23 protein-coding genes are annotated in these 22,936 nt (G+C 59.0%); 12 read left to right on the forward strand and 11 right to left on the reverse strand.

Annotated elements, in window-relative coordinates:
* Positions 1 to 152: 152 nt before the first annotated feature.
* Positions 153 to 359: a helix-turn-helix domain-containing protein gene (locus ODR01_RS23145; RefSeq protein WP_316980083.1), complete on the reverse strand. Its 207-nt coding sequence runs from the start codon at positions 357 to 359 to the stop codon at positions 153 to 155.
* A gap of 231 nt (positions 360 to 590) precedes the next feature.
* On the opposite strand from ODR01_RS23145, the gene ODR01_RS23150 reads away from it, so the two are divergent.
* Positions 591 to 1,493 (forward strand): IS1595 family transposase, encoded by a 903-nt coding sequence (locus ODR01_RS23150; protein WP_316980084.1) that lies wholly within the window; start codon positions 591 to 593, stop codon positions 1,491 to 1,493.
* Between the two features lie 160 nt (positions 1,494 to 1,653).
* Here the strand turns inward: ODR01_RS23150 and ODR01_RS23155 are convergent, their stop codons facing one another.
* Positions 1,654 to 2,058, reverse strand: a complete 405-nt coding sequence (locus ODR01_RS23155; RefSeq protein ID WP_316980085.1) for a hypothetical protein — start codon at positions 2,056 to 2,058, stop codon at positions 1,654 to 1,656.
* Between ODR01_RS23155 and ODR01_RS23160 the strand changes: the two genes are divergently transcribed.
* Both ODR01_RS23160 and ODR01_RS23165 read left to right on the forward strand, forming a co-directional pair.
* A complete protein-coding gene (locus ODR01_RS23160; RefSeq protein ID WP_316980086.1) occupies positions 2,036 to 2,551 on the forward strand; it encodes a helix-turn-helix domain-containing protein in 516 nt (171 codons plus the stop codon). The genes ODR01_RS23155 and ODR01_RS23160 overlap by 23 nt on opposite strands.
* Positions 2,552 to 2,754: 203 nt before the next feature.
* Entirely contained in the window at positions 2,755 to 2,949 is a 195-nt protein-coding gene (locus ODR01_RS23165; protein ID WP_316980105.1) for a phosphoenolpyruvate hydrolase family protein, read from the forward strand.
* A gap of 227 nt (positions 2,950 to 3,176) precedes the next feature.
* Here ODR01_RS23165 and ODR01_RS23170 read toward each other — a convergent pair whose 3' ends face one another.
* The 4 genes from ODR01_RS23170 to ODR01_RS23185 all read right to left on the reverse strand — a co-directional run bounded on the left by ODR01_RS23170 (position 3,177) and on the right by ODR01_RS23185 (position 7,140).
* Entirely contained in the window at positions 3,177 to 3,989 is an 813-nt protein-coding gene (locus tag ODR01_RS23170; RefSeq protein ID WP_316980087.1) for a TrmH family RNA methyltransferase, read from the reverse strand.
* A gap of 343 nt (positions 3,990 to 4,332) precedes the next feature.
* Positions 4,333 to 5,370, reverse strand: coding sequence for a CBASS cGAMP-activated phospholipase (locus ODR01_RS23175; protein WP_316980088.1), 1,038 nt, complete (start codon positions 5,368 to 5,370; stop codon positions 4,333 to 4,335).
* Positions 5,360 to 5,857, reverse strand: a complete 498-nt coding sequence (locus ODR01_RS23180; RefSeq protein ID WP_316980089.1) for a hypothetical protein — start codon at positions 5,855 to 5,857, stop codon at positions 5,360 to 5,362. Before ODR01_RS23180 ends, ODR01_RS23175 begins: the two co-directional genes overlap by 11 nt.
* A complete protein-coding gene (locus ODR01_RS23185) occupies positions 5,854 to 7,140 on the reverse strand; it encodes a nucleotidyltransferase domain-containing protein (protein ID WP_316980090.1) in 1,287 nt (428 codons plus the stop codon). Before ODR01_RS23185 ends, ODR01_RS23180 begins: the two co-directional genes overlap by 4 nt.
* A gap of 259 nt (positions 7,141 to 7,399) precedes the next feature.
* On the opposite strand from ODR01_RS23185, the gene ODR01_RS23190 reads away from it, so the two are divergent.
* Positions 7,400 to 7,720: a helix-turn-helix domain-containing protein gene (locus ODR01_RS23190; protein ID WP_316980091.1), complete on the forward strand. Its 321-nt coding sequence runs from the start codon at positions 7,400 to 7,402 to the stop codon at positions 7,718 to 7,720.
* Positions 7,717 to 8,580: an ImmA/IrrE family metallo-endopeptidase gene (locus ODR01_RS23195; RefSeq protein ID WP_316980092.1), complete on the forward strand. Its 864-nt coding sequence runs from the start codon at positions 7,717 to 7,719 to the stop codon at positions 8,578 to 8,580. Before ODR01_RS23190 ends, ODR01_RS23195 begins: the two co-directional genes overlap by 4 nt.
* 109 nt (positions 8,581 to 8,689) lie before the next feature.
* On the opposite strand, the gene ODR01_RS23200 is transcribed toward ODR01_RS23195, so the two are convergent.
* The 3 genes from ODR01_RS23200 to ODR01_RS23210 all read right to left on the reverse strand — a co-directional run bounded on the left by ODR01_RS23200 (position 8,690) and on the right by ODR01_RS23210 (position 13,791).
* The gene (locus ODR01_RS23200) at positions 8,690 to 9,847 is read right to left on the reverse strand and encodes a UvrD-helicase domain-containing protein (RefSeq protein WP_316980093.1); all 1,158 of its coding nucleotides are present in this window, start codon (positions 9,845 to 9,847) and stop codon (positions 8,690 to 8,692) included.
* Positions 9,844 to 11,478, reverse strand: a complete 1,635-nt coding sequence (locus ODR01_RS23205; protein WP_316980094.1) for an ATP-dependent nuclease — start codon at positions 11,476 to 11,478, stop codon at positions 9,844 to 9,846. Before ODR01_RS23205 ends, ODR01_RS23200 begins: the two co-directional genes overlap by 4 nt.
* 759 nt (positions 11,479 to 12,237) lie before the next feature.
* Entirely contained in the window at positions 12,238 to 13,791 is a 1,554-nt protein-coding gene (locus ODR01_RS23210) for a DUF2779 domain-containing protein (RefSeq protein ID WP_316980095.1), read from the reverse strand.
* 158 nt (positions 13,792 to 13,949) lie between these two features.
* On the opposite strand from ODR01_RS23210, the gene ODR01_RS23215 reads away from it, so the two are divergent.
* From ODR01_RS23215 to ODR01_RS23235, 5 genes are all read left to right on the forward strand, one after another.
* On the forward strand, positions 13,950 to 14,939 hold the full coding sequence (locus tag ODR01_RS23215) for a zinc dependent phospholipase C family protein (protein WP_316980096.1): 990 nt from the start codon (positions 13,950 to 13,952) through the stop codon (positions 14,937 to 14,939).
* A gap of 12 nt (positions 14,940 to 14,951) precedes the next feature.
* Positions 14,952 to 15,401, forward strand: coding sequence for a hypothetical protein (locus ODR01_RS23220; RefSeq protein WP_316980097.1), 450 nt, complete (start codon positions 14,952 to 14,954; stop codon positions 15,399 to 15,401).
* Positions 15,402 to 17,364: 1,963 nt separating this feature from the next.
* Complete coding sequence (locus ODR01_RS23225; RefSeq protein WP_316980098.1) at positions 17,365 to 17,784, forward strand: hypothetical protein; 420 nt, start codon at positions 17,365 to 17,367, stop codon at positions 17,782 to 17,784.
* The gene (locus ODR01_RS23230) at positions 17,784 to 18,137 is read left to right on the forward strand and encodes a hypothetical protein (RefSeq protein ID WP_316980099.1); all 354 of its coding nucleotides are present in this window, start codon (positions 17,784 to 17,786) and stop codon (positions 18,135 to 18,137) included. Before ODR01_RS23225 ends, ODR01_RS23230 begins: the two co-directional genes overlap by 1 nt.
* Before the next feature lie 203 nt (positions 18,138 to 18,340).
* The gene (locus ODR01_RS23235; protein WP_316980100.1) at positions 18,341 to 18,916 is read left to right on the forward strand and encodes a hypothetical protein; all 576 of its coding nucleotides are present in this window, start codon (positions 18,341 to 18,343) and stop codon (positions 18,914 to 18,916) included.
* Between the two features lie 104 nt (positions 18,917 to 19,020).
* Here ODR01_RS23235 and ODR01_RS23240 read toward each other — a convergent pair whose 3' ends face one another.
* The gene (locus tag ODR01_RS23240) at positions 19,021 to 19,689 is read right to left on the reverse strand and encodes an NUDIX hydrolase (protein ID WP_316980101.1); all 669 of its coding nucleotides are present in this window, start codon (positions 19,687 to 19,689) and stop codon (positions 19,021 to 19,023) included.
* Positions 19,690 to 19,821: 132 nt separating this feature from the next.
* Here ODR01_RS23240 and ODR01_RS23245 point away from each other — a divergent pair, with 132 nt between their 5' ends.
* Complete coding sequence (locus ODR01_RS23245) at positions 19,822 to 20,817, forward strand: SPFH domain-containing protein (protein WP_316980102.1); 996 nt, start codon at positions 19,822 to 19,824, stop codon at positions 20,815 to 20,817.
* Complete coding sequence (locus ODR01_RS23250; protein WP_316980103.1) at positions 20,814 to 21,734, forward strand: diacylglycerol kinase catalytic domain-containing protein; 921 nt, start codon at positions 20,814 to 20,816, stop codon at positions 21,732 to 21,734. The genes ODR01_RS23245 and ODR01_RS23250 overlap by 4 nt, the downstream gene beginning before the upstream one ends.
* Before the next feature lie 468 nt (positions 21,735 to 22,202).
* Here ODR01_RS23250 and ODR01_RS23255 read toward each other — a convergent pair whose 3' ends face one another.
* Positions 22,203 to 22,697: a hypothetical protein gene (locus tag ODR01_RS23255; protein ID WP_316980104.1), complete on the reverse strand. Its 495-nt coding sequence runs from the start codon at positions 22,695 to 22,697 to the stop codon at positions 22,203 to 22,205.
* Positions 22,698 to 22,936: the final 239 nt, after the last annotated feature.

Consider the following 22,936-nt stretch of genomic DNA (forward strand, 5'->3'; position numbering starts at 1 on the left):
AGTCCGCCTGGGGGCGCCAAGGGGCGCCAAACTTCGCCAGGGGGGTGAAAGGGGACGAAGCGACCCCGTGCGGGTGACATCCACTCCTTTCTCCCCCGGGCATCGTAAACCCCTGCCAAACCACGACAAGCTCCGCCATCTGCGCCGCCTCATCACACCAGGCCCCGGTGCATCTTGTCGATGAAGATGAGCAGCTCTTCGCGAGCGATCCGGACCTTCTTGCGTGGCCGCGAGGCCCGCTTCAGTTCCCCTTGCTCGAGATACCGTTGCAGGGTGCGGAGTTTTATCCCGGTGATTTTGCCGACTTCGTGCAAATCGAAGAAAAGGCGATTGGGGTCGAGGATGCTGAGATCGGGCATTTGCTGCTCCTTGTTATTAGGTCCTACTGAATGGACATATAAACTTATTGGGAGGCGGCAAATTTTTCCCCGACTATCCACGAAAAGAAGGTGACAAGCGCCACCTGGGCGAGGTTTCTCCCTCCATTCATCAGAGCCCTACTTTTCCTCGACGATCCCATCTCGCTGTCGGTCGGGGATTCTGGGAGGACGGGAGATGTTGGATCGCATCAAGTCATTTGAGGCCTGCGGGTGGCGTTTCCCCATGAGCGCGCCTATCGGCAGCTATTGGAATCGATCATCTGGCGCCGGGGGCGGTTCCACTCCCACTGCGGCGGCCTGAAGACCTGGGCCATCCGTGGCAAGACAGCACGCTATGGTCTCTATGAGTGCGCCTACTGCCATCACCAGTTCACCGTCAACACCCGCACCCCGCTCCATGCCACCAAGCTGCCGCTGAAGAAATGGATTCAGGCCTTCTTCCTCGTCCTCACGTCTAGCAAGGGGATTTCATCAGTGGTGCTCGCCCGCCTCCTCGGCCTCAACCAGAAGACGGACTGGAAGGTGGGGCACGCGATCCGCGAGATGATGGATCTTCGCCAGGAGGAGGGGCCGGCGCTCGACGATATCGTCGAGGCCGACGAGAAGTTCATCGGCGGCCGGCCGAAATTCAGGCGGGGCGTCAAGCACAAGCGCGGCCGCAGCACCGACAAGCCGCCGGTGTTCATCGAAGTGGCCCGCCGCGGCCAGGTCCGCGCCGCGGTCATCGAGCGCAACAACCGGGCCTGTATCGAACTGCAGCTCGAACGTTTCGTCCGTCCGTCGGCTTCGCTCATCACCGACAAGAACGGCGCCTACACGATGCCCGGCCGGGCCTTCGCCTCGCACGAGGTGGTGGACCACAGCAAGAAGGAGTACGCACGAGGGGCGGTCCACATGAGCAGCGCCGACGGTTTCGCTGTGATCATCGAGCAGGCCCAGTTCGGCGTCTATCACTGGACCAGCCGGCGGCACCTGCAATGTTATGTCGACGAGGCGGTGTTCCACTGGAACCAGCGCCGGTGGGTCAAGAAGGGTAAGGGGCGCTATAAGCGCTTTGCGATGGGCTTTGCCGACGGATTGAAGGCTCTGCTCAAGAATGCCGTCGGCCGGTAGGTTCGTCGTACCGCCTCGTGGGGCCTGTGGTGGCCGGAACCGATCGCCCCGACGTTCAAGCCGGCACCGGGCTTTCTAGCCGGTAACGAGGCGGTCCGCCCGAAGGCATCGGCCCGCTCTCAACGTGGTATAGCAGTCGCCATGGGGCTGCCCCAGACATCTATCGTTCGCCGTGATGTCTGCGTATGTTGAATAGCCGACCTGTCCAGGACGTCGGATCTGAAATGGGGGGTGCGGGGTGAGTGGCGACCTTGACGAAGCTACGCAACTTGCGTATATGTATGGTGACTGGGAAATCGAACTGGTCCTCGAAGGGAAAGACGAAAGCTTCGAGGATGACGAGCCACCCAGTTTCGTGTTCTACGCGTTGGTGCGGAAGCGAGGAAAGAAGATTGGCAAGATCGACGTGGTTACAAGAGTTGAGGTTTTGCCTGGCCGTAGGATTCGCTTCTCCGAGTTTCACATTCATGGTGATAGTGGCTCCGGCAAGATTGGCCGTGACGGACTGAACGCTTTGGCGCAGGTGGCAATGGAGGATTGGGATGTTGAAGAAATCGTTGTTCATGGAGGCGTTCGAACAACCGGATGCCGTCCTGGCCATGCCCCAAAACCCGTCCGGTTCGTCCGTCGCCGTGGTCTTGTCGCGAAGAGCACCCCTTGATCGGCCAGTGGATGTCGTCAGGACGCTGGTATGGAACGGCCTTAGGTTGTCGAAAGCCCATGCCATTCTGGCCAGGCTGACGAAAGATGAAGACGTTCCGGTTCTGCTGACCGCGGCCGAACCTTTTAACGAGCTCGCGAAGAAATTCCAGGCCCTGGGAGTTTCTGTTCACAAGAGAACCGCCCCGCGCCACGTAAGCCAGATGTTGAGACAGCTACGCGAGCGGCGAAGGGACACCCAGGAAGAGTTTGCGATCCGCTACGGGCTCGACGTCTCAACTATCCGGAATTGGGAGCAGCGGCGCAGCGAGCCTGATACTGCATCGCGGATCCTGTTGCAGGTGATCGCGAAGCATCCCGAGGTCGTTGAGAGCGTGCTGGAAGAGGAAGGCAGCTGATACCTCGATGTGACGTTGGCCGGCGCCCTTTCACCCTTTGTGGCTGTGGCAGAAATATCATCTGTTGAATGGTCATTCGACGGTGCCTCTAAATTATTGGCGGCGCGATATTCGCGTCCTTCTCAACAAAGCAGCACCCCGTCCGGCTGGCCCGCGCCCCCACACTCCGGTCGGCATCCTCTTCCGGTCCCTTCTTTTCGTGGATAGTTGGAAATTTTCTTCAAAATGTCTTCGCCCGATGCCCTCATGTTTCTTCAAGAGTTGAAGGAATGGGGTTTTCAGCGGGCCGGAACTTTCCGACGGCCGGGCTGTTCGACGGCAGGATGCGGGCCAGCATGGAGGCGACCGGACTAGGCTACGCGAAAGAGGTGGGGGCCGGCTCCAAGGGGGCCGGATAGGAGCTTCAATTGGTTAAAGTTGGCCGCTCATAATGGTTTGGTTGCAGGTTCGAGTCCTGCTGGGGGCGGGAGCATGTAGTTGTCGGACTCCGGAATACGTGAATTTTTTTCGCATAAAGTGAAATCGAGGTCGGGAACACGACAAAGACCGTTCCCGGCCTTTTTTTGTCGGGCTCAAGGTTCGCTCATTGTTCCTCCGTGGGAATAGGCCGTGAATGGGGCGAACTTCATTCCTCCTGCGCCAAATCGGCCAGATGGTGAAGGACGATGCCGCTGGCAGTGGCGACGTTGAGGGAGTCGAAGCCGTCGGCTATCGGGATACGGACCGTCCGGGCCCGAGCCAGCATTTCAGCGGGCAAGCCCGGCCCTTCGGCGCCCAGCAAGATGGCGCTCCGGGGCGGACGGGCTAGTCGGGCCAGCGGGATGTTTCCCGCCGGGCTGAACGCCACCGGCTCGAAACCCTGCCCGGCCAGCAGGGCGACAACATCCGTGCCGCGCCCCAGGCGGGCGAAGGGAACCATCAGGCTGGCCCCAACGGAAACGCGGATCGCTTTCCGATACAGCGGATCGCAGCTTTCGGCATCAAGGATTACCGCGTCTGCCCCGAAGGCGGCGGCATTGCGGAAGATGCCGCCGACATTGTCATGATTGCCGATGCCGATCAGAGCCGCCACCAACGCTCGCGGCCCCAGCCCCGCCAACAGCTCCTCCGCCGACGGCATCGGCGCCCGGCGGCCGAGAGCCAGGATGCCGCGATGAAGGGGAAAGCCGGCGACGGTGTCGAGCACCTTCTGGCCGGCGACATAAATCGGAACGTCTTCGGGCACGCGGGCCAGCAGCGGCGCCAGCGCGGCCAGCCGCTTGTCGGCAATCAGCAGGGATTCGGCACCATGCCGGCTCGCGGTCAGCAGGATGCGCAGCACCACCTCGCCCTCGGCTATGAACCGGCCGGTCCGGTATACCAGATCGGGCTCGCGCACGTGGCGGTAGGCGGCAATGCGGGGGTCGTCAGGATCGGTTATGGGGATGGTTGGCGGCACGGTTAGTCCGGAATCAGATAAGGGTTCGCAGCAGAGGTGGGAGTCTTGCACATTCTTCGGACCCGGCCTGAGATCAAATTGGCGAATTTCCTCGATATTCTGATTTTTAAACGGTTTCAGGCGGCCGCTCATTGCGGTTTGGTAGCAGGTCACTCAGACCGCAAAAGCCGCTGAATTTGTGTAGGGTGACCCAATTAATGCGACTGGCCTCATTAAATGCGACTATCCGCGTGGTTGGGGCGTTAAAGGAGCCAGTCGTCGCCACGCTGGGACCTCGTCGCCTCCAGTGTCGGACTTCGGAAATAGTGGAATCGAGGTCGGAACGCTGATCGCTTTGCCGCTCTTAGTCCCGGTCTGGCGCCTTGGTGCGGTGCCGTTCGCGTTGCGCGACGACTTGCTCATAGAACGGCGCAATGTCGGCTTGGTAGGAAGCAAAATGCATAGCGGCCAGCTTCGGAAGAGAGGCAAACGCCGCATCGTAATCGTCCATCTCGATCGCGGCGTCGTCCCGTGTCGGCTCTATCCGTAAACAGTGCTCGGGACCGAGCAGCAGCTTGGCCTGCGCGGTCGCATTGTCGGTCGTCAGGAACATCGCAGCCTTGATGGCTTCGCGCCAAGCGAACAAGCCGCTCATAACGTCGTCCCTGTTGAGGGAAAAAGGTGCGTTGCCCGTGCCAATACTCAAAATTTCCACTTGGTCTGGGCTGATTTCGTAGTCCGTCAGCGCGTCAACCAACGCAACCATAGCCGGATTGTTGGCCCAGACTCCGCCGTCGAGGAATATGCGGCCACTTTCCTCATGTTCCAGACCTCTGAGATAAGTCGGGGCCGCCGAAGTGGCGCGCGCTACTTTCCACATCGGTGTGGCGTGGTCGTTGAGGAAATCCTCATGATGGTCGGTTTTAAAAACGGCGATCTCGGTCTCTGGCATCATGAAGGCGGGAACTACGAGACGACAAGTCGACTCGCCCAGAAGATGCTCCCCAAAACGCCGCTGGAGGGCGCTCTCCAGTTCCTCATGTTTGAGGCAAGGGCTATACACAGAGCGCACCCATCTCCAAAAGAACGCGAGTTTTCGGCTTGGCAACGGCGGAAATATCTTCCGCCCGTCATCGCGGTAGAATTCGTAGATTTCGGCAGCGGATATGCCAAGACCAAGCCCCAGTGCGATGATTCCGCCGGTCGAAGTGCCGGCGATCATGTCGAAAACCGACGCGGCTGGCTTGCCGAAATGCTCCTCGCAAAGGCGCATCAATTCAGCGGTATACGCGCCTCTAATACCTCCGCCGTCGAGCGATAGGATTTTAAATGGCCGATCGGCGGGCCAGGGCTGCTTACGCCGACGCGTGCCCAAGCTATTGGCGCGACGGTCAGTGAACATCGTCAAGTACCGCCATGGCAGCCTCCACCTCCGCGCTCATCATCTGCGCGACACTCTCATAGCCCACGCTCGGCGCGAGCCATTTGCCTGTCATGTGCCACAGTTCATAGTAGGTCAGCCATTCGGCGGCCCACCACACTGTGGTGTCGGCGATCAGGTCGGCCGGCGACCACTCGCGACCTGCAGGATCGAAAAGGCAAAGACCGGACTGTTTCGGTTCGTCGGCGTCATAAATGAGGTGGGGAATTTCTGCGAAGGCCATACCTGGGCGCGGCTGTAGTGGTGGATCAGACACGATGACGTAAGGCAGGGGCATTGTGGGATGCCATAATATGCCGATTCTATAGGCCTGCGCCTTCGGCCGCAGTGATCCGTGCCAAATGAGTGTTCCGTCGTTGAGGCGACGGCCAACAAAATCCGGCCACTGGCGGCGCATCGCCGCCAGTTGCACTTTGGACGAACGTCGTTTCGCGGGCTCAATCCTCATTTTCGCCACCGAGAAAGGATCATGGAGTGAAAATTATGGATTGGAACTTCGTGGTACGTCTGCGGCGCCGCCACGATAGCCGGTGCGGCGATGGCGCCGCTCCGCGGCGCGGCAAACAGCCGGTTCGGCTCCCGACGCCGGTCGTATCGGGCGACCATCACGGCGCGCTGTTCCTTCCCGACGCGCTCACCGAACAATTCGTCGATGACCTTGGCCATTACGTCAAGCCGCGCGTTTGCCATCTCACCGAGGCGAGCGGTTAAATATTCAAGCTGCTCCGCGAACACCTTCATGTCCTTGACGCCCACCGTGCCGGCAGCCGGCCAACGGTCATTGATGAGGTCCGGATGGTAAGAGGGGTTCAACTCGTGGGGGCGCGTACCTGACGCGATATGGTTGCGCATGATCTTCGCCGTTGAATCCGCGAGTGCGTAGAGTTGCGTCGTTAGGCCCTGGCGGACGTAACCGACATCTCCAGCCCTCTTAGTCAGATAGATCGAAGGCGGCCGCTTCTCCGGAAGGTCCTCATAGCGCAAATTAAGGAAACGCTTGAGAAGCTTGAGCGCGACGGCCTCTTGCGTGTCGACCGCGCTGGGGATCATCGGGGGAAGATCTACCTGCTGCGCCTCGGCAGCGATAACGAGGCCTTCATTTTCATCAAGCACCGACAGCCGGTCCCGTCCCGCCGCCGCGCGGTGAAGGCTGAGGACTTCCGCAAAAGATTCCTGCCCGACACCGACCTTACCCCGGAACCAAGCCGTGAACCCCCAGGGATTGGATGGCACGCGCTTAGACTCCCCGGTATCTGGGGAATGGAAAATATCGCCGGCTCGTTCAACGGCGATCCGAGCGCGGCGGTCCATAATGGCGACGTCCATGTGCATGAACGGGAACTGAAGTTGGACGCAGCGCGTACAACGTTCGATATTCTCGACGCCTGGAAAGCCCTGCAGAGACTCTTCAAGAAGATCAAGCGCCTGGTCGTTATTCCAATGCGCCGGCACATCGATCTCAATGATTGCGTCGACATCAAAGCGATCGTCGTCGGTGCCGCTGACGATCGTCGTGCTCGTGGCAATCGAACCCTGCGCGTAGATCAGGCTGACTCCATCCACGAGATACGGTGCGAGAGGGCTGGCCTTGCGTTCGACGTGTTGTTTGAGAAGGCGGTAACGGTTTTCCGCGACACGACGGTCACGGGGGCTCAATTCGATCAGCGCCGCGATATCAAGAAGCACTTCATCGAGGGTATTTGTCTGCTGGAAAGGATCAAGGTTATTCATGGCGTTACTCCTGGCGTTGCCTCAGTCAGTGGCTGGGTCGGTGAGCGTTTTGCGTCACGTCGGCTCACGGCCCATCCCCCGCTGCTCGTCGGGACTACATGCTGTGGCCTATGATTATGTGGCATCAAAATCTGCGATCCGCCATCGTTTTGTGGAAAAAAAGTTCGCTACTATGAACAATATGGGGCATTGATTTCCGGAAGTCAACACCATATTGTTCATAGTACCGAACTTTTTCGACCAAAGAAGGAAGCTAGCCATGACGACGGCACTCGGGGAAAAGATCCAGAAGCTGCGGAAGGAGAAAGGGCTCACGCTGGAGCAGCTCGCCGATCTGGCCGACTCCAGCAAAAGCTACATCTGGGAGCTGGAGAACAAGAACCCACCCCGTCCTTCGGCGGAGAAATTATCGAAGATCGCCACGCAGCTTGGCGTGACCATGGAGTATTTGCTCGACCAGGAGGAACGGGTTACCGAAACCGATGCGACCGATGAAATGTTTTTCCGGAAGTACCGGCAGATGGATCCTGACGTGAAAAAGAGGATCCGCAAGATGGTTGACATCTGGGAGGAAGAATGACGGAAACGCTGTCGCCAACGCGATGGGCCAACGATATCTCCATTATCTTGCGGACGGTACTCGGCGCTGAACGCATTCCCGTCAACATCCAGGTGGTGGCCAAAGAGATCTCACAGATCAAGTTTCCGGACGACCCGATCACGGTAGTCCGCGGTGACGTATTGCCAGGCTTTGAAGGTTCTCTGTCGCCGGCACCACCAGGGAAGGTCGGGTGGGGCATTTTTTACAACAATGGTTTTACCTCGAAGGGGCGGATCAATTTCACCCTAGGCCATGAATTCGGCCACTACCTGTTGCACAGGAAAGCCTACCCGAAAGGCTTCCAGTGCAGCAACGAGGACATGGCAAGCTGGGAATCGGAATATGCTCAGATCGAACAACAGGCCAACGTCTTTGCCGCCAATCTCCTTATGCCTCTCGATGATTTCCGGGAGCAGATCGGCGTCAGGTTGAGACCAAGCCTGGATGATCTTGGGAGCTGTGGGGATCGGTATCAGGTATCCCTCATTGCTGCCATACTTCGGTGGCTTCAGTACACGGAGAGGAGATCGGTTCTTGTAGTCTCCAGAGACGGGTTCATTCTTTGGGCTCGTTCCAGTTCCGCCGCCATGAAAACCGGGCTGCTCTATAGGACGAGGAACCGACCGCCCGTTGAAATCCCCCCGCTATCATTGGCGGCGCAAAAGAACTCCGTGATAGGCCACGCGGGAGAGGCCGAACACGATTCCGGCGTCTGGCGGAACGAGCCTTGCAAGGAATTTGTGCTCTATTCGGATCAGTACGATTTTACGATTTCACTTCTGCATTTCGATGATGCGCTTCCCTATTGGGAGGCCCGGGCCAAAGCAGATCTGTTGTAGATTGCGCGGCTCTGCGCACAGAGCAGACAGACGACTTACGGCCCCTTCTCGTCATTCAGGATGCCCGTCGCCGTTCCCTGTACCAGCCATCTGCCCGCCGGCACCGATGTCACACCGTCGCCGCACGCTTGTAGAGCGAGAATCCCGCGGGCAGCGGCGCGGCCCCCCAATCCATCGCAATCGCCACGCTGTGGCGAGCGCGCGTCAGGGCAACGTAGAACTTCGCCCGGCTCTGGGGCTTCAGGTCAGTCGCGGGGTTGGAGAGCCACCTTCGCATGGGATCGGTGGGCAGGATGACTACATGGTCGAAGCCTCGACCCTTTGACTCCCCAAAGTTCATGGCGGGTGATCGGTCATCTACGCCGGGGCTGGTGATTTTGTCGCGTAGCTGCATCGGCCCGACCGTCGCTATATATTGGGCGTAGTCGGCCATCTGAAGGATAAAGGCGCTAGTCCCCGCCGCCGATCCATTGCGACACTGGACACATTCACAGGGCAGACTGGCGGGCAGGGCCGGGAACAGTCGCGATGACACTGCGCAAATGACTGCGCTGTTGCGGTGCGACCGGTTCAAGGTTGTCTCGTCGATGTCGACCGTCACCTTTTTGGGAAGCTCATTGCGCAAGAAGTCAGCGATGCCACCATCGGCGTACTTCTTGTAGCGCTGCTCATGGTGCGTAAGGTAGGTCACCTGTCGCGGATCGCCGACCATGAGCAGGCGAACGGAGCTGCGGGCGAGCGCCGCCAGGATGTCGAGATCGTAGCCCGCCAGATCCTGTACCTCGTCTATGAAGACGTGCGGGAAGATGCGGCTGATCCGGTCGATCACGGCGCCGTCGCTCTTTTCGTTGCAGCGAATCGCCAGCTTGGGAAGCTTGTCGGAATAGACCCGCCGAAACGGGTCGAAATAGTGCTTATCGACGTCATTCTCGGACCAGAAGACGGGGTGACGACCTTGGCAGTTCAGGAACTTCAGGCCAGACTGTGTCGTGACCAGCACCATGCCTGAGACCGGGAACTCGAATAGGCCGCCCTGAAACGGCTTGACGCCGTGGGTGATCAGGAAGCTGAACCACGTCATAATCACCACGTTCGCTGGCACATGGCCGACCAGATCAAAGAACTTCTGGCGAATCTCGGCTTCGTTTGACTCCGTATAGGTCGCGATCAGCACTCGCTCGTCGTTGATCTTCACAGCCTCCTCGACGAGGTAGGTGGTCTTGCCCGAGCCGGCGGCGGCGATGACGAGTTTGTTATCGCCGATCACGGTGCAATGGCCTTTTGGATGTAATCAGGATAGGTGATCGCGGCCGCAGAATTGAAGATGGCTAAGGCGCTTTCGGTCTTGTTGGCGCGCATGTGAATGCGAAGTTCGTCGTCTGTCTTTGCCGACGTCCCGAGGATGGTGTTCAGGGTCGCGCGGTCGTTCACCTTAAGGAGCTTTGGCTCCAGCGTATTGTAGTTGAAGGGCTTGTTCTTGATCATCAGGAGCCCGGTGTCCACGACGGAATCAAAACAGATTCTTACGGTGTCGGAGTCCTTGAAGGCCGCGTACTTTTTTTCGACGGCGGCGGTGTCGCCATCATTGTCGGTGACTACGGCGACCGGGATTTTCAGGGCGTTGGCTAGTTCAAGGAAGCGCAGGAAGGCCGTGCCTACGGAGATGACGTCAATGCCGTCTTGGATGGGAAGTCTGCCCTCGTTGGCATCCCTATAGGCGCGCTGAACGACCAGCTCGTCGGAATCGCCCTCCACAAGGATTGCCTTGGCGGCGAGCGCCAAGCGCAGAGTGTCGTAACCCGCCAGCTTCTTAAAGAAGTCGCTGGCTTCCAGTTCCGAGATGCGCGCCACCTCACCGTCACGCAGTACGATCAGGTGGTCGAGGCCGAGCTTATTGGCCACGAAGCTGCTGTGCGTCGAAATGATGATCTGCTTTTGCCCGTGCTGGTCGGTAAGGTCGGCGATCAACCCGTTCAGCCGCGCGTGCGACAAGTGGTTCTCCGGCTCCTCCATCAGAATCGCCGCCGCCTCGGCGTTCTTCTTGGCGCTGAGGGCCAGTTTGGTCTTGATCACACACTGTTCTCCCTTGCCGATGTATTGGAAGGGGATAAGGTCGATATAGGTCATCAGGCTGCTTTCCCAGGCGGTTTGGGACGACAGATCAACTGAGATGCTGACCGCTTTCTGGCTGATCTTGGCGGCCTGGGTGATCCGCTCGTTGATTAGCTTGAGGTTCGGGTCCGCCACGAAAGCCTCCTTGAGCTTTCGGTGGGCCTGGGAAATGGCCGCGCGCTCCTTCTCTTCTAGCACGTCGCGGATGATCCGGGAGACGTAGACGTCAGACCCGTTCTGTAGCCGGGTGCTGGAGGAATCGATCAGCGCGGACTTTATGGGGATATTGCGGGCGGTGATGCCCTTGCGCGCGAACGAACGCATGGTCGTGGTGTAGTACTCGACCGGGATGGCGCTGAGCGCGCCGGCTTTCACCAGCTCCTCATACGGCCCTTTGTAATTCTCCTCGTCGAACTCGATCTTGTAGACGACGCCGCTGCCCTTGACCTTCTCCGAGTTTCCGTCGCCCTCTAGCTCCGCCAGTTCGTTTGAGGCCCCCGAGAAGAACAGCTCGATGGTGATCGCTGGTGGAGGGAGCGGGGATGCTGTGTCTAGGCTCTGCACGTATTTGTTCTGAGCTGCCAGATTGAAGAGATAGCTCGTAAGGTCGCTTTTCAACAGGCGGCCGTGCAGCATTCCTGTCAGCGCCAGATGAATCGCCTCCAGGATCGTGGTCTTCCCGGACTCATTGGCACCTACGATCACGTTGAGGCCGTCGTTCAAGGCGAGGGTGAAGGTCTCCTCATAACACTTGAAGTTAGTGATCTTGACCTTGCCAATCTTCATGCTTTCCTCCCCAATACAGCCTCTAGCCCGTTGTCCAGCGCTAGGCCCCATATTTGAATTGTAGGGATGGCACCACCGTAATTTCGAGCGTTGGCGAACGACAGCTATACCATCGTCGCGCTCCAGAACTTTCCGGGCTGGTTTGGGCCCCGTTTGCACTCAAGCACAGCTGCCCAGAGTTAAGGCTTGTTGCGCATACGGCCTTTTGCATCTGACACGCCGCGTTTCCCAGGCGCGATCGCAACCATCCTGCCGTCTGGTCCCTGAAGACCACGATATCCCGATGGGATTGCGACCATTCTTCCGTCATTACCCTGCAGACCACGAGCGCCAGCGGGAATAGCTGCCATTCGTCCATCTGAGCCTTGCAGGGCGCGCCCACCAGGAGGAATTGCGATCATCCTGCCGTCCGATCCTTGCAGTCCTCGCCAACCAGCTGGGATTTCTACCATTCTCCCGTCGGATCCCTGAAGGCCGCGGGCGCCAGGTCGAATTACGACCATGTGCCCGTCGCTGCCTTGCAAGCCTCGTGCGCCATCCGGAATAGTTACCGATCGTCCATCAGATCCAGTTAGTTTTCGTGGCACAGATCTTTCTCCTTTAGTGGCCGGTCATATAGGCCTGATGGGGCCTGTATTTTCGCATTCCTTCCAGAAAGCCGCCAGTCTGCTCCCGGCCCCTGACCTGATCTTCCTCATCGTCCATCTCTTGCTGATGAATTCTCATATCAACTACGGGAACCTAGCGGGAGCAAGTCACTCACATTTCGTTAGGTCGAACAGGTCGCCCGGCTTGAGCAAGGAAGTACGCTACCTCCACCATCGCCCACGTGTCTTGGCAGCAGTAAGTCTTGAGCTTCTGTTCGATCTCGGCGCGCCTTTCGGGCGATGTATTCGGGTTGAGCGCCGCCTCGATATAGGCGACTTGAGCACCGGTTCCTTCCTGAACTTCGTCCAACTCCTCGTAGTCTAGGTCAGGTGCTACGACGGGCAGGACCTTCTTGATCGAGAATGAACCGTGCATGGCTGGATGGTAGAAGAACTCCTTCACCAAGGGGAGGAGATCGACCGCCCGATCGATGTAGGTCTGAAGCACGGGCGCAAACTTGGGGTGGCGATCGGCAAGCTCCGCAAGGCGACCTTTTTCATAGGTCGCGTGATACACCAGGATCGGCCCCCCATCATCGGGGTCGATTGTCTCCATCATGCGTTGGATACAGGCCAGAGACGGATCGTTTCCGGAAAGGTCCAGAAATTCGGCGTGCTCAAATTCCCCGAGGACGCGTTCGATATGGCAGGACCATTGGAAGGCGATTTGCTCGTACGGCCGTGTTCCCGGCCACCGAGGGACAGGCAAATCGATCCCCTCGAAATCGAAGAAATAGCGCGGGTAAGGAAGTTCGGCCATGCGTTCGGTGCTGCCGGGGACCAGAATGCCCTTTCCGGTTCGGTGGGCCTCCTGGATGCGGCGATATAGATCAGCTTGCTTTCCAGTCAACTCCTCTGGGGCGGGCTCAAGGATCGAGACGTAGCCTTTTGCCTCCTTGAGTTTGCGAGCGAGGCTCTTGCCAGCGGCATCTGGGAGAAGTTCGATCGGATGTTCGGGGCCCGCTGGATCGAGTTCAGCACAAAACACATCGAAAGGGCATTTATAGGGCTCGGAACACTGTCTTCCTGTGGTCAGTACCGGCATGTCGTCGGCCGCCACCACCCCTTCGGCTTCGTCACGCCACTGGGGTACGTGATCCATCAGGGGAGCAATTTGCGCGGTAACGTCAAGTTGACGGAACAGTCCGCCATAGTCATCTCCACCTGGATATCGCCACTGATTGTTCAGGAGATTGAGTTCGGCACGGGCCAGGGGGATACCCTCCTGTGTCATTACCCATGCCTGGATGGCTATATCTTCGAGGTGGTGTTCTTTTGGGGAGGCCGGTGTGACCTTGTCGCCCTTGAGTGGAAAGCTGGAAGCCTTCGTTTCCCTGAGGGCGTAGCCAGGGCCAATCGGTACCAGCGCGTCCGCTCTCGCATAGACACCTCCCTCCAACATCGGCACCTCGGCAGCGGGGCGGTCGGGAGAGGCGTCGAGCAGTCTCTTCGCTTCCTCTGCCGCGGATTCTCGGGTCCCCTGAGAGGCCGGCCAGATGAACTCTGCCCCCAGCTGGAGGCGCGCTTTCTCACCGACAATGTTGCCGTCGAACTCGCGTCGATGGGATGATGAGTTGCCGACCGGGATCAGTTCCGGCCGATGACGCTCGAGCCAGAGTTTCCTGGAACACTGCAGAAATGACTGGAGGTCCGATTTGGTAAGCATGCCTTCCCCCCAATTTTGGATTGGCGTCTCGTCGGCGCGCCTCTTGGCTTGCTGCGTTGCCCTACGTTGAACGCTTGTGCCAATCTAGAATTATAACGTGCATTCTCTGGAGAAAAGAAACACGAAGAAGCTGATTTGAAGTTTTGGGAGGAAGAGAAGTGGCAGGCGGATACACACATCTCACGCTCGTCAGGAGCGCGCTTCGATGGGCAAGCAATAGATCGGCTATGGGGCCAAATCCATCAGTCCCTGAACGAGAACTGGGTACCGTTCTCGACTACTGGGGGCGTTACACATACCTGGGCGGCGTCAGCCCCGACTATCCGTATCTCGGCCTCGACGCCGACTGGGCCGACCTTATGCACAAGGGCCAGGCCAACAGCATGATCGGCCAAGCCCTGGAGTTGATCTTCCGTCAGCGACGGGAGGCCCCTGACGATCAGACATGGCGACAGCGATTTGCATGGCTTCTGGGGTTCGTCTCACACGTCGTCGCGGACGTGACAATCCATCCGGTTGTCAACATCAAGGTGGGCAAGTACGAGGAGAATAAGGACCATCACCGCATCTGCGAGATGAACCAGGATGTGTGGATCTACAAGCAAATCACGAGCCTTGATCTCAGTTTCTCCGACAACATGAAGGGAGAAATCCGGAGCTGTGGCCGCCCCTTTGATCTCGACGACAACATTGAGGAACTGTGGAGTCAGTGTTTGGAGGGAACATACGGCGAGAAGCCCGCAGATGAGCAGCTCGACAAATGGCATGCCGCCTTCCTGGCATTGGTCGACTTCGCCGAGAACTCAAAAAAGATCCCCGTCTTTGGCCGCCACCTCGTGAGCGGTGGCGCCGCTTACCCCGAGACGGTCAAGTTGGAATATGTTGAGGACTTGGTGGTCCCCGGCAGTGATGCCGTCAATGCAGACGAGCAGCCGGTCGACCGAAATGCCTCCCTGAATTTCAGGCAGGTCTTCGACAAAGCCCTGGGCCACATTGAAGAGGCCTGGGGCGTGCTGGCCAATGACCTGTTCGCAGACGAACTCGGCGAGCAACACACGCGTGTCTTCGGGGACTGGAGTCTCGACACCGGGATCGACAACGCGCGCAAGCGGCTTCACCTGTGGCCGAACGGCAAAGGGCTCGTTTGATGCGTGGGGGGAATGATGAGACATGAACGGGTTTTCTTTAAAGGCTTTTGGCCCGTTGCGGCCTCGATGGTCATTGCCGTGGTCTTGTTGGGAGGTTTGGCGGGCTGCGCCACGGACCTTGGCGATGAAAAACTGCAGCCCCTCGCGGCGACGGCGGCGGACCTGGGTCGGGCCGTGCGACGTTATGCCATCACCCATCCGGATGCGGCGGCCCTCGACGGACAGGAGCTGGTTCGCCAGGCCACATCCTATGATCCCGGTCTCCTCGAGCCGTATACCAAGATGGAACTGGTTGTCATCGGGCGTCCCCAGGGGGTGATCCTCGTGTGCACTTCGGACAGCAAATGGGGACTGTTTGAAGACGCCGTATGCTCGGATGCCGTGGATTCCATTCGCTGGCGAGATCCGGCGAGCCCCTGTCGGTTTGAGGTGGACCTAAAAGCAGTTTGTGCTTCCCCGTAACGGCGATAGCCGGAACGACTTCAAGGTAAGGGTCAACCTCGGGCCCCTTGGGGGGCCCGATACCCCTTATGACAGGCTTGGAGTCGCCCGCCGACGGCCGGCGAGACCTTCTGACCGCCGGGTCGGCCGCCGGCGCCCCGGAATTATGGCCCCGGGCGCAAGGGCCTGAGACCACGGGGCAATCGGCGCCTCCGTTTTCATAACATCCGACATGCGACTCGGCTGGTCCGAGGTCCCTCATAGGAAAAGTTTCCAGCGTCCTTCGGTTGCGGCGAGACCGGGGCTTGCCGGCCCGGTGACGGATTTTCCGATGAGGGAATTTCCAACGAGAAATGCTGCCCGAATTATTCAAAAGGGTCATTGCAGAAAATGCGCCGGCGGATATTTCGCGTCGCGCCTGGGTTCCGTGTCTTCGTATTTCCAGTCGCGTATTTCGTTCAGTGCTCCGATGCCGGATTTCGCGCCGGTTCTGTTTGGCGTGCGGGCCAATCGCCGATAAAGACCATTTTTTTTCGAATAATTCGCGATTTTTCGCCGCCAATGGTAGGGCCGGCGTTATTCGCTAATTTCGACGTTTTCATATTTCATCGGATAAATCGAAAAAACATTCGAGCCCTAGTCCAATAAAACTGACAGCAATATTCAAAAAATAATTTAATAACATGCAATAAGAAAGTCATTTTCCACAAAATAGTCCCCGACGTTACCGGCCATTTTTTATAAAAATAGGAAATAATAACTGTCTTGATGGCCGACTCAGTTGGAAAAAATTATATTGACACCTGTTGTTGACTTGCGATAGTACGCGTCGTGTCTGTTTTTTATTTATGGCCTTCGGCAATGGTTGCAGACAGGAACGCAAAGAGGGCGGGAGGGGCACGCGGGGCATCGGAGTCCGAACCCGGCGAACCCGCGTTTGCGCACCGACTTCGCTCGTGGCGGGCCGCATCGAATCCAAACTTTCTGACGCTCGCCGCCGCTCACGCCGCCAACGGCCTGTCACGCGCCGTGACCCGGAGGGCGGTGCGATCGGGAAAACTTGCCGGCTTCATCCCGGCGGCGGCCCCCGAGCTACCGGCTCCGGGAAGACGACGTTTTGCGGCTGAGATTGCAGATGTGGCTCGAACGCGTGGTCTCCCACGCCTCGCGACTCTCGCGACACCATCGGACCAAACCGAAAGCGTCGGTGAAAGCGAAATCCCGGGAGGAGCAGAAATGAGGCGGACCGGCGATCGCCTGCCCGAATTCGGGGCGCCCGGCGCCATAACAGCGGGGGCGGACCTGATCGTGCCGATTTCCGCGGGCAAACCCTGTGGCCCATGGTTGGCGGAGATCAAGTCGCCGGACCGATCCGTTTGCGCGACGGCCATTCCCAAGGCCGATGACCTGACGATGACGGATCCTTCGGAGATCGTTCCGCCACTGGCCATCGTTTGGCGGCCGGCGCGGCAGACGCATGAAGGGTCGCTCTGGCATGCGCGGCGCTGGCCGGAGATCAACGCGCTTGGCGCCCTTGGCAATGTCATGCGTGACATGGTTGGGACGGCCCATACGCGCGTCCGGCTTTCCCGAAAGCCGTCGTGTTGGCCGCCGAGAACGGTCTGGGCCTGGCCGTGCGCCTGCCCCGTTCGATCTCGCGCAACCGTTTGCGCCTGGAACCAGCGACCGCCATGACCAAAGGGCTCGTCAGCGTCGACAGAATGCGCATCTGCGCTGCGTGCTTTGTCGCCGTCGGGCACGCCGAGGAACCCTTCCGCGGAGGTGGAGGTCGCCGCGGCCTGGTCGGTCACCTCACCGAGCGATTGGCAACCCATTCTCGGTCGAGCCGAGAGGAAGAGCCCGCAGGGGCGGGAATGGAGGTCGCCACGGACCTAATCTTCCCACGCGGCGGTGTTGCCGGTGCTGGCTCCAGTTGTCGTCTGGTTGCCGCTCCTTCCCCGCGAGGTAGCAAGAAGGAAAACGAATGAGATCGCTTACGCTGGAGCAGTTGCAGAGCTTGACCCTCGCCGACGTATCCGGACGGCCTGACTGGTGCCGCGTCCGGCTCGCGAGGCAAGCGGAAATCGACGCACTCGCGGGCCCCATCGGCGAGGGGAACGATCGAGGTATAATCAGTGACTGGCGCATGATTGCCCTCGATGTCATGGGGCAACCGATCACGCTCGTCCTTCTCGGAAACCGTGGACGTGAGAACTATGGAACGAGTCCTATTGTCATGATCGACAGGGCGAGCGGCAAAGTGAGGACGAGATCGAGGTCGATCTACACCCTGGCTGAAATCGGTGAAGGCGCCCCTCCGGTGGAGCACGTTCTCCATCTCTGCGCGCTGCTCCTCCATTGGGGCTGGGGCCCGGCGCTCAATCTACCGGAGGTTTCGTATTGATGGCCAACGAGCTCGATGCTCACCTGGATGAGTGGTCGCTCGCGTACGTGGGCAATCCTATCAACGGGTATGTATTGATTGGCAGAGTCTTCGGTCGCGGCGGCTTGACCGATGGGAACATCGCCTCAACGAGCCCCGTCAAGTTCATGGCGCCAGACCTCTCACACGCAATAACGTCCTCGCAACTGCGAAGGTACGATCTTGGCCGGGCGGCACCTCTGACACTCAAGAAAATCTGCGTGCTGGCAACGACCCTGGCCGTGTTCTGGCGTCTTCCCGAACAGACGGTGCTGCGCCTCGATGTCGACCCGGTGGAAACGGCCGGTCGGCATTTCGGAGAACTGGATGGATAAGATGGCAGCATGAAGAAGTTCGCGTTAGGACTGAGGGTAGACACGTGCAAGTCAGGCAATTGTTATCGATGACCTTTCGGATGAGGACTTCGAGGTCATCGATCGCGGCAGAGGAAAAGCTGGACGACACGGAATGAACAGAGGCGTCTTCCTGGCAAGGGCGGAGCCTCGCCGAATTCGGCTCCTTGAGTCCCGCGGCCTGGATGGTCATGCATGAGGGAGGAATCGTGACAGGTCCACCGTTCATATTTTGTGACGTCGAGGCCTCCGGATTTGCGGGGATCCCCATTGAAATCGGTTGGGCCATCCTACCCGCAGGATTTGAGACACCTGAAGACGCGCTTCGATCCGATGGCTTCCTCGTTCGGCCGAGCAATCGCTGGCTGGTGGATTCGACGATCGAATGGAATCCGAGGGCGGAGGCACTGCATGGCATTGCCCGCTCGACCCTCCTCGCGGAAGGTTTGTCGATTGCGGAGTGCATCGAGATTCTCGTACGGGAATGGGGCGGGCGGACTGTCTGGTGTAACAGCCGGAACGCTGATCGGGGGTGGCTGGAAGTGTTGTTCGCAGAACCCTCTGGGGTCATGGGACTGCCGTTCCGCCTCAAGTATTGGGAGGGTCTTTTCACAACCTATTGGACGGAGAACAGCCGTCCGATCCTGGCAGCACGCGAAGCCCTTGCTGCCTTGCCCGTTCATCATCGGGCCCGGCTCGATGCCGTGCGTTTGGCGCTCGCATTCGCCGCGGCCTGGCAGGCGGATGGGAGAAACTCGTGAGCGACAATGAAGCGACAATGAATTGATCGAGGAGATTCTGGCTGCCCTCCCTCTCATGTCGGAGCGGCGCCGCGGACTGATGGCGAACCAAGTGGTGATATGCATCAACGGATGATTACGACACCCGTCGTGTCCTTGAGCCTGTAGAGTTTCGCCGGGCGATGCGCGCCCGCTGTTTTCATGGCGCCGGTTTCCTCGATCACATCGAGGGCGAGTAGCCACTTCCGGAAGTTCCGTTTGTCCTGCTCCTGCCCGGAGACGGTTTCGTAGAGGCTCTGCACCTCGGACAGCGTGAATTCCTCCGGCATGAACATCAGTCCGAGGGTCGAGTATTCCATCTTCGCCGTGAGGCGCTCTCGGGCTTTGGCGATGATGTCCCGATGGTCGAATGCCAGTTCCGGCAGGGCGTTGACACTATGCCACGCAGCATTGGCTGCGTCCGTTCCCGCTTTCAACGAAAGTCCTCGACAAGGGACGAGGGCAAAATAAGCGACGCTGATCACCCTTTCGCGCGGATCGCGGCCGACGGCGCCAAACGTGTAGAGCTGCTCGAGATAGATATCGCGGACACCGGTCTCTTCCGCCAATTCCCGCTTGGCACAGGCATCGACGTCTTCGTCGATGCGCACGAAACCTCCCGGCAAGGCCCAGCTTCCCTCAAAGGGGGGGCTTCCGCGCTGTATGAGCAGCGTTTTCAACATCGCCTCATCGACCGTGAAAATCACGATGTCGGTCGTCACGGCCGGATGCGGATAATCGTAGGTATAGCTCATGATAATAAGTGTATTGACAACACTAACTAGTTCGTGTTAGATAGACACTAACATGACATTGGGGCACCATCAAGGTGTTTCGGACCAGGAGAATCCTGCGAAGGCAACCATGATCGAAGAAGGAGACTGGAAATGGTGCAAATCCGAAAATACGGGCTCATTCGGCAATTGCGGGCGGACGCATCGGCCCACATCCAGTTGTTCCACAAAGGTCGCCGGGTTCGGTCCGGTCGCGGACTGGCGTTCTGGTTCATGCCCGACAACGCCTCGATTGCCGAGGTGCCGATGGATGATCGGGAGTTGCCGTTTTTGTTGAGGGGTCAGACGGCCGACTATCAGGACATTGCCGTGCAGGGCACCATCGTCTGGCGTGCCGCAGTCCCGGAGACCTTGGGTGAACGTATCGATTTCACCGTGGATTTGGCCACTGGCCAGCACGTGGGGCAACCGATCGATCAGGTCGGTAACGCGCTGATCGCGCTGATCCGTCAGTTGACCAACGTGTACCTGAAGCGGCAAGGGGTGCGCGAGCTGCTCGAAGCCGGCGCCGCGCCTCTGCAGGTTGCGGTGACGAGCGGGATCGTTGAAGACGGGACGCTGTCTGCCATGGGGCTTGAGGTCGTGGGCGTGCACATCGCCAATATCGCGCCCAGCAAGGAGCTGGAGCGTGCCCTCCAGGCGCCGACATTCGAGAGCCTGCAGCAACAGGCGGATGAAGCCACCTTCTCGCGCCGGGCGTTGGCGGTCGAGAAGGAGAGGGCGATCGCCGAGAACGAGCTCAACAACAAGGTCCAACTTGCGACCCGTAAGAAGGACCTGATCGCCCGCGAGGACGAAAATGCAAGATCCGAGGCCGAGGCGCGCGCGGCGGCGATGAAGATCGATGCCGACGCAGAAGCGGATCGCATTCGGGTCATTGACCAGGCTCGCGCCGACATGGAACGGGCTCGGATAGAGGTCTATGCCGCGCTGCCGCCGACAGTCCTGCTGGCATTGGCCGCGCGGGAATTCGCGGCCAAGCTTGAGCGCATCGACAATTTGACGGTGACACCCGACATGCTGACCGGACTGATGGGTCAGGTGCGCGGCCTCTTCAACGCACCCCACATCCCGGAGGCCAACCGATGACCAGTCTCGCGCCCCGGGTGGTGCTGGTCACTCGGCGGACGGAATTTGACCGCCTGCTGGCGACCCACGCCACCCGGGGGCAAGCCGAATTCTTCCTCGATAAACGTGGGCAAAGCTTGGCCGAACTGGAGTTCCAGAAAGAACGGCAACTCAAGGCGGTCAATCAAGCCAAGCAGGCGGTCCCTGATGATTGGTCGGTGGCTCAAGTGCTGCGGGACGACCTCGATCGATTTCTCTTCACTGCCGATGACATTGTGGTTGCCATTGGCCAGGACGGCCTAGTCGCCAATTTGGCCAAGTATCTGACCGGGCAACCCGTCATCGGCGTTACGCCGGATCCGGATCGAACGGAAGGCGTCCTTACGCCTCTGATTGCCGAAGCTTTGTCGAAACTACTCCCGCGCGTTGCCGCAGGGGATATGGACTTGCGGCGCCTCACTATGGTGGAGGCAAAATTGGATGGCGAGCAGACGCTGGCCGCGCTCAACGAGCTGTTCATTGGCCATCGCTCCCACCAGTCAGCGCTGTATGAGCTTTCATTCGAAGGGAAGACGGAGTTTCAATCGTCGTCCGGCGTCATCGTTTCAACCGGCACCGGCCTGACGGGGTGGGCACGGTCGATCATGGCGGCAACCCATCGCCAAGTTGATTTTGCTCCCGATGAAAGGCGCGCGGTCTATTTCGCCCGTGAACCTTGGCCGAGCCGGATAACGGGCAACAAGTTAGCGTTCGGTGAGATCGGCCAGAGCACAAGTGTATGCCTGACCTCGCGAATGAATGAGGGGGGCGCGATCTTTGCCGATGGTATCGAACAAGACTTCTTGCGTTTCGATTGGGGCATCAAGGCCCAGATCGGGATTTCTGAGCGCACCCTGAATCTGGTCAAGCTGGCCAAAGAACCGCATCAATGGCGGTAGTCGTAGTGCAGGCAGACGCACATCAAGATTCATGGGCGGCGTTCCGGCGCTTTTGCTTCCGGCTTTCCGGCAAGACCATCGCGCACCAGACAGTCGAGTGGGATCCAAGGGTAGAGGCGGTCTGGTGCGGCAGCCGAGGCCATGATCGGGTTTGCCTGGAAAGTCCTTTTTGCGGAACCTGCGAGTGACATGGGCCTGCCGTTCAGGGTGAAGGACTGGGGCCAGATTTTCTGGAAGGAGCACAGACAGCCTTTCCTTGCAGCACGAAGAGCTCTCGCGGACTTGCCGGTGCATCACCGCGCCCGCCTTGACGCCATGAGGCTGGCTCTGGCCTTCGCCGCCGCGTGGGAAGCCGATAGGCGGAACCGTTGACCCCCCATTGGATCGGACGCGAGCGGACCCACAGTCTCACTGGGGCCGACCTTGCCACCCACGCATTCCCCGGCCCGTCATGCACGGTTGCCGGGATCAAGCAGCGACGGCGTGCGAATGCGTCAGCCTCAGAGGCTTCCAGAAAGACGGCGAAGTGCTGGGGAAAATGCCGGGTGACAGGCGATAACCGTAGCGAAGGAGAATGTCGGGGAACGCCGGATTTGCGACGTCTTCGACGAAGATGGCGTCATAGCCGCGCATTGCCGATTCCTCGAGCATCAGGGCATCAAACGCCCTGTATCCGCCTGTGCCACGCAAGAAAAGGCCGGATTTTGTCGGGTCGTACGTGTGGCTTTTAATGATTTGCAGGGCTTCGGCGAAGGTTTCCGGAAATAAAATGTCGCTTTTACGCTCGGCGACGACCTTAACGAGGCACAGGACCTTCGGAAATTCAACCTCGCCAATAAACTTCTGACCTTTGCGAACATAGGCCTTTACCCGCGTATCACGCGAATGCCGATAGACCACGTCCTCCGATTTGCTTGCAGGGTCATCCAAGAATTCGGGCAACGAGCGCTTTCTGTAAGCCATCAAGGTCTCCGCAGCCTTTGATTGAATTTACACAAGAATTCTCTCCTATCAAGTTTTGCGCCACCTTTCAAGGCCCGCGAGCGGCCGTAGACGGCGCCGGCGGTTCGAAGAGTTTCCGTTAGAGCCTGACTCGAAACTCGGATTACGCATGACGCGGGGTTGCCATCCGGCGAAGCATGAGGCGGATCGAAGCGATGAAGATCCACGCCTCAGCGCTGGCGATGGTGGCCTCAAAGTCC

It is taken from the genome of Shumkonia mesophila (genome assembly GCF_026163695.1).
In the GTDB taxonomy this organism is placed as follows: Bacteria; Pseudomonadota; Alphaproteobacteria; order Rhodospirillales; family Shumkoniaceae; genus Shumkonia; species Shumkonia mesophila.

Coding starts and splice junctions, on each gene's coding strand:
- ODR01_RS23145 (WP_316980083.1), bottom strand. CDS start 359: ATGCCCGATCTCAGCATCCTCGACCCCAATCGCCTTTTCTTCGATTTG.
- ODR01_RS23160 (WP_316980086.1), top strand. CDS start 2,036: ATGTTGAAGAAATCGTTGTTCATGGAGGCGTTCGAACAACCGGATGCC.
- ODR01_RS23155 (WP_316980085.1), bottom strand. CDS start 2,058: ATGAACAACGATTTCTTCAACATCCCAATCCTCCATTGCCACCTGCGC.
- ODR01_RS23175 (WP_316980088.1), bottom strand. CDS start 5,370: ATGTTCACTGACCGTCGCGCCAATAGCTTGGGCACGCGTCGGCGTAAG.
- ODR01_RS23180 (WP_316980089.1), bottom strand. CDS start 5,857: ATGAGGATTGAGCCCGCGAAACGACGTTCGTCCAAAGTGCAACTGGCG.
- ODR01_RS23185 (WP_316980090.1), bottom strand. CDS start 7,140: ATGAATAACCTTGATCCTTTCCAGCAGACAAATACCCTCGATGAAGTG.
- ODR01_RS23190 (WP_316980091.1), top strand. CDS start 7,400: ATGACGACGGCACTCGGGGAAAAGATCCAGAAGCTGCGGAAGGAGAAA.
- ODR01_RS23195 (WP_316980092.1), top strand. CDS start 7,717: ATGACGGAAACGCTGTCGCCAACGCGATGGGCCAACGATATCTCCATT.
- ODR01_RS23205 (WP_316980094.1), bottom strand. CDS start 11,478: ATGAAGATTGGCAAGGTCAAGATCACTAACTTCAAGTGTTATGAGGAG.
- ODR01_RS23210 (WP_316980095.1), bottom strand. CDS start 13,791: ATGCTTACCAAATCGGACCTCCAGTCATTTCTGCAGTGTTCCAGGAAA.
- ODR01_RS23220 (WP_316980097.1), top strand. CDS start 14,952: ATGATGAGACATGAACGGGTTTTCTTTAAAGGCTTTTGGCCCGTTGCG.
- ODR01_RS23225 (WP_316980098.1), top strand. CDS start 17,365: ATGAGATCGCTTACGCTGGAGCAGTTGCAGAGCTTGACCCTCGCCGAC.
- ODR01_RS23230 (WP_316980099.1), top strand. CDS start 17,784: ATGGCCAACGAGCTCGATGCTCACCTGGATGAGTGGTCGCTCGCGTAC.
- ODR01_RS23235 (WP_316980100.1), top strand. CDS start 18,341: ATGGTCATGCATGAGGGAGGAATCGTGACAGGTCCACCGTTCATATTT.
- ODR01_RS23240 (WP_316980101.1), bottom strand. CDS start 19,689: ATGAGCTATACCTACGATTATCCGCATCCGGCCGTGACGACCGACATC.
- ODR01_RS23245 (WP_316980102.1), top strand. CDS start 19,822: ATGGTGCAAATCCGAAAATACGGGCTCATTCGGCAATTGCGGGCGGAC.
- ODR01_RS23250 (WP_316980103.1), top strand. CDS start 20,814: ATGACCAGTCTCGCGCCCCGGGTGGTGCTGGTCACTCGGCGGACGGAA.
- ODR01_RS23255 (WP_316980104.1), bottom strand. CDS start 22,697: ATGGCTTACAGAAAGCGCTCGTTGCCCGAATTCTTGGATGACCCTGCA.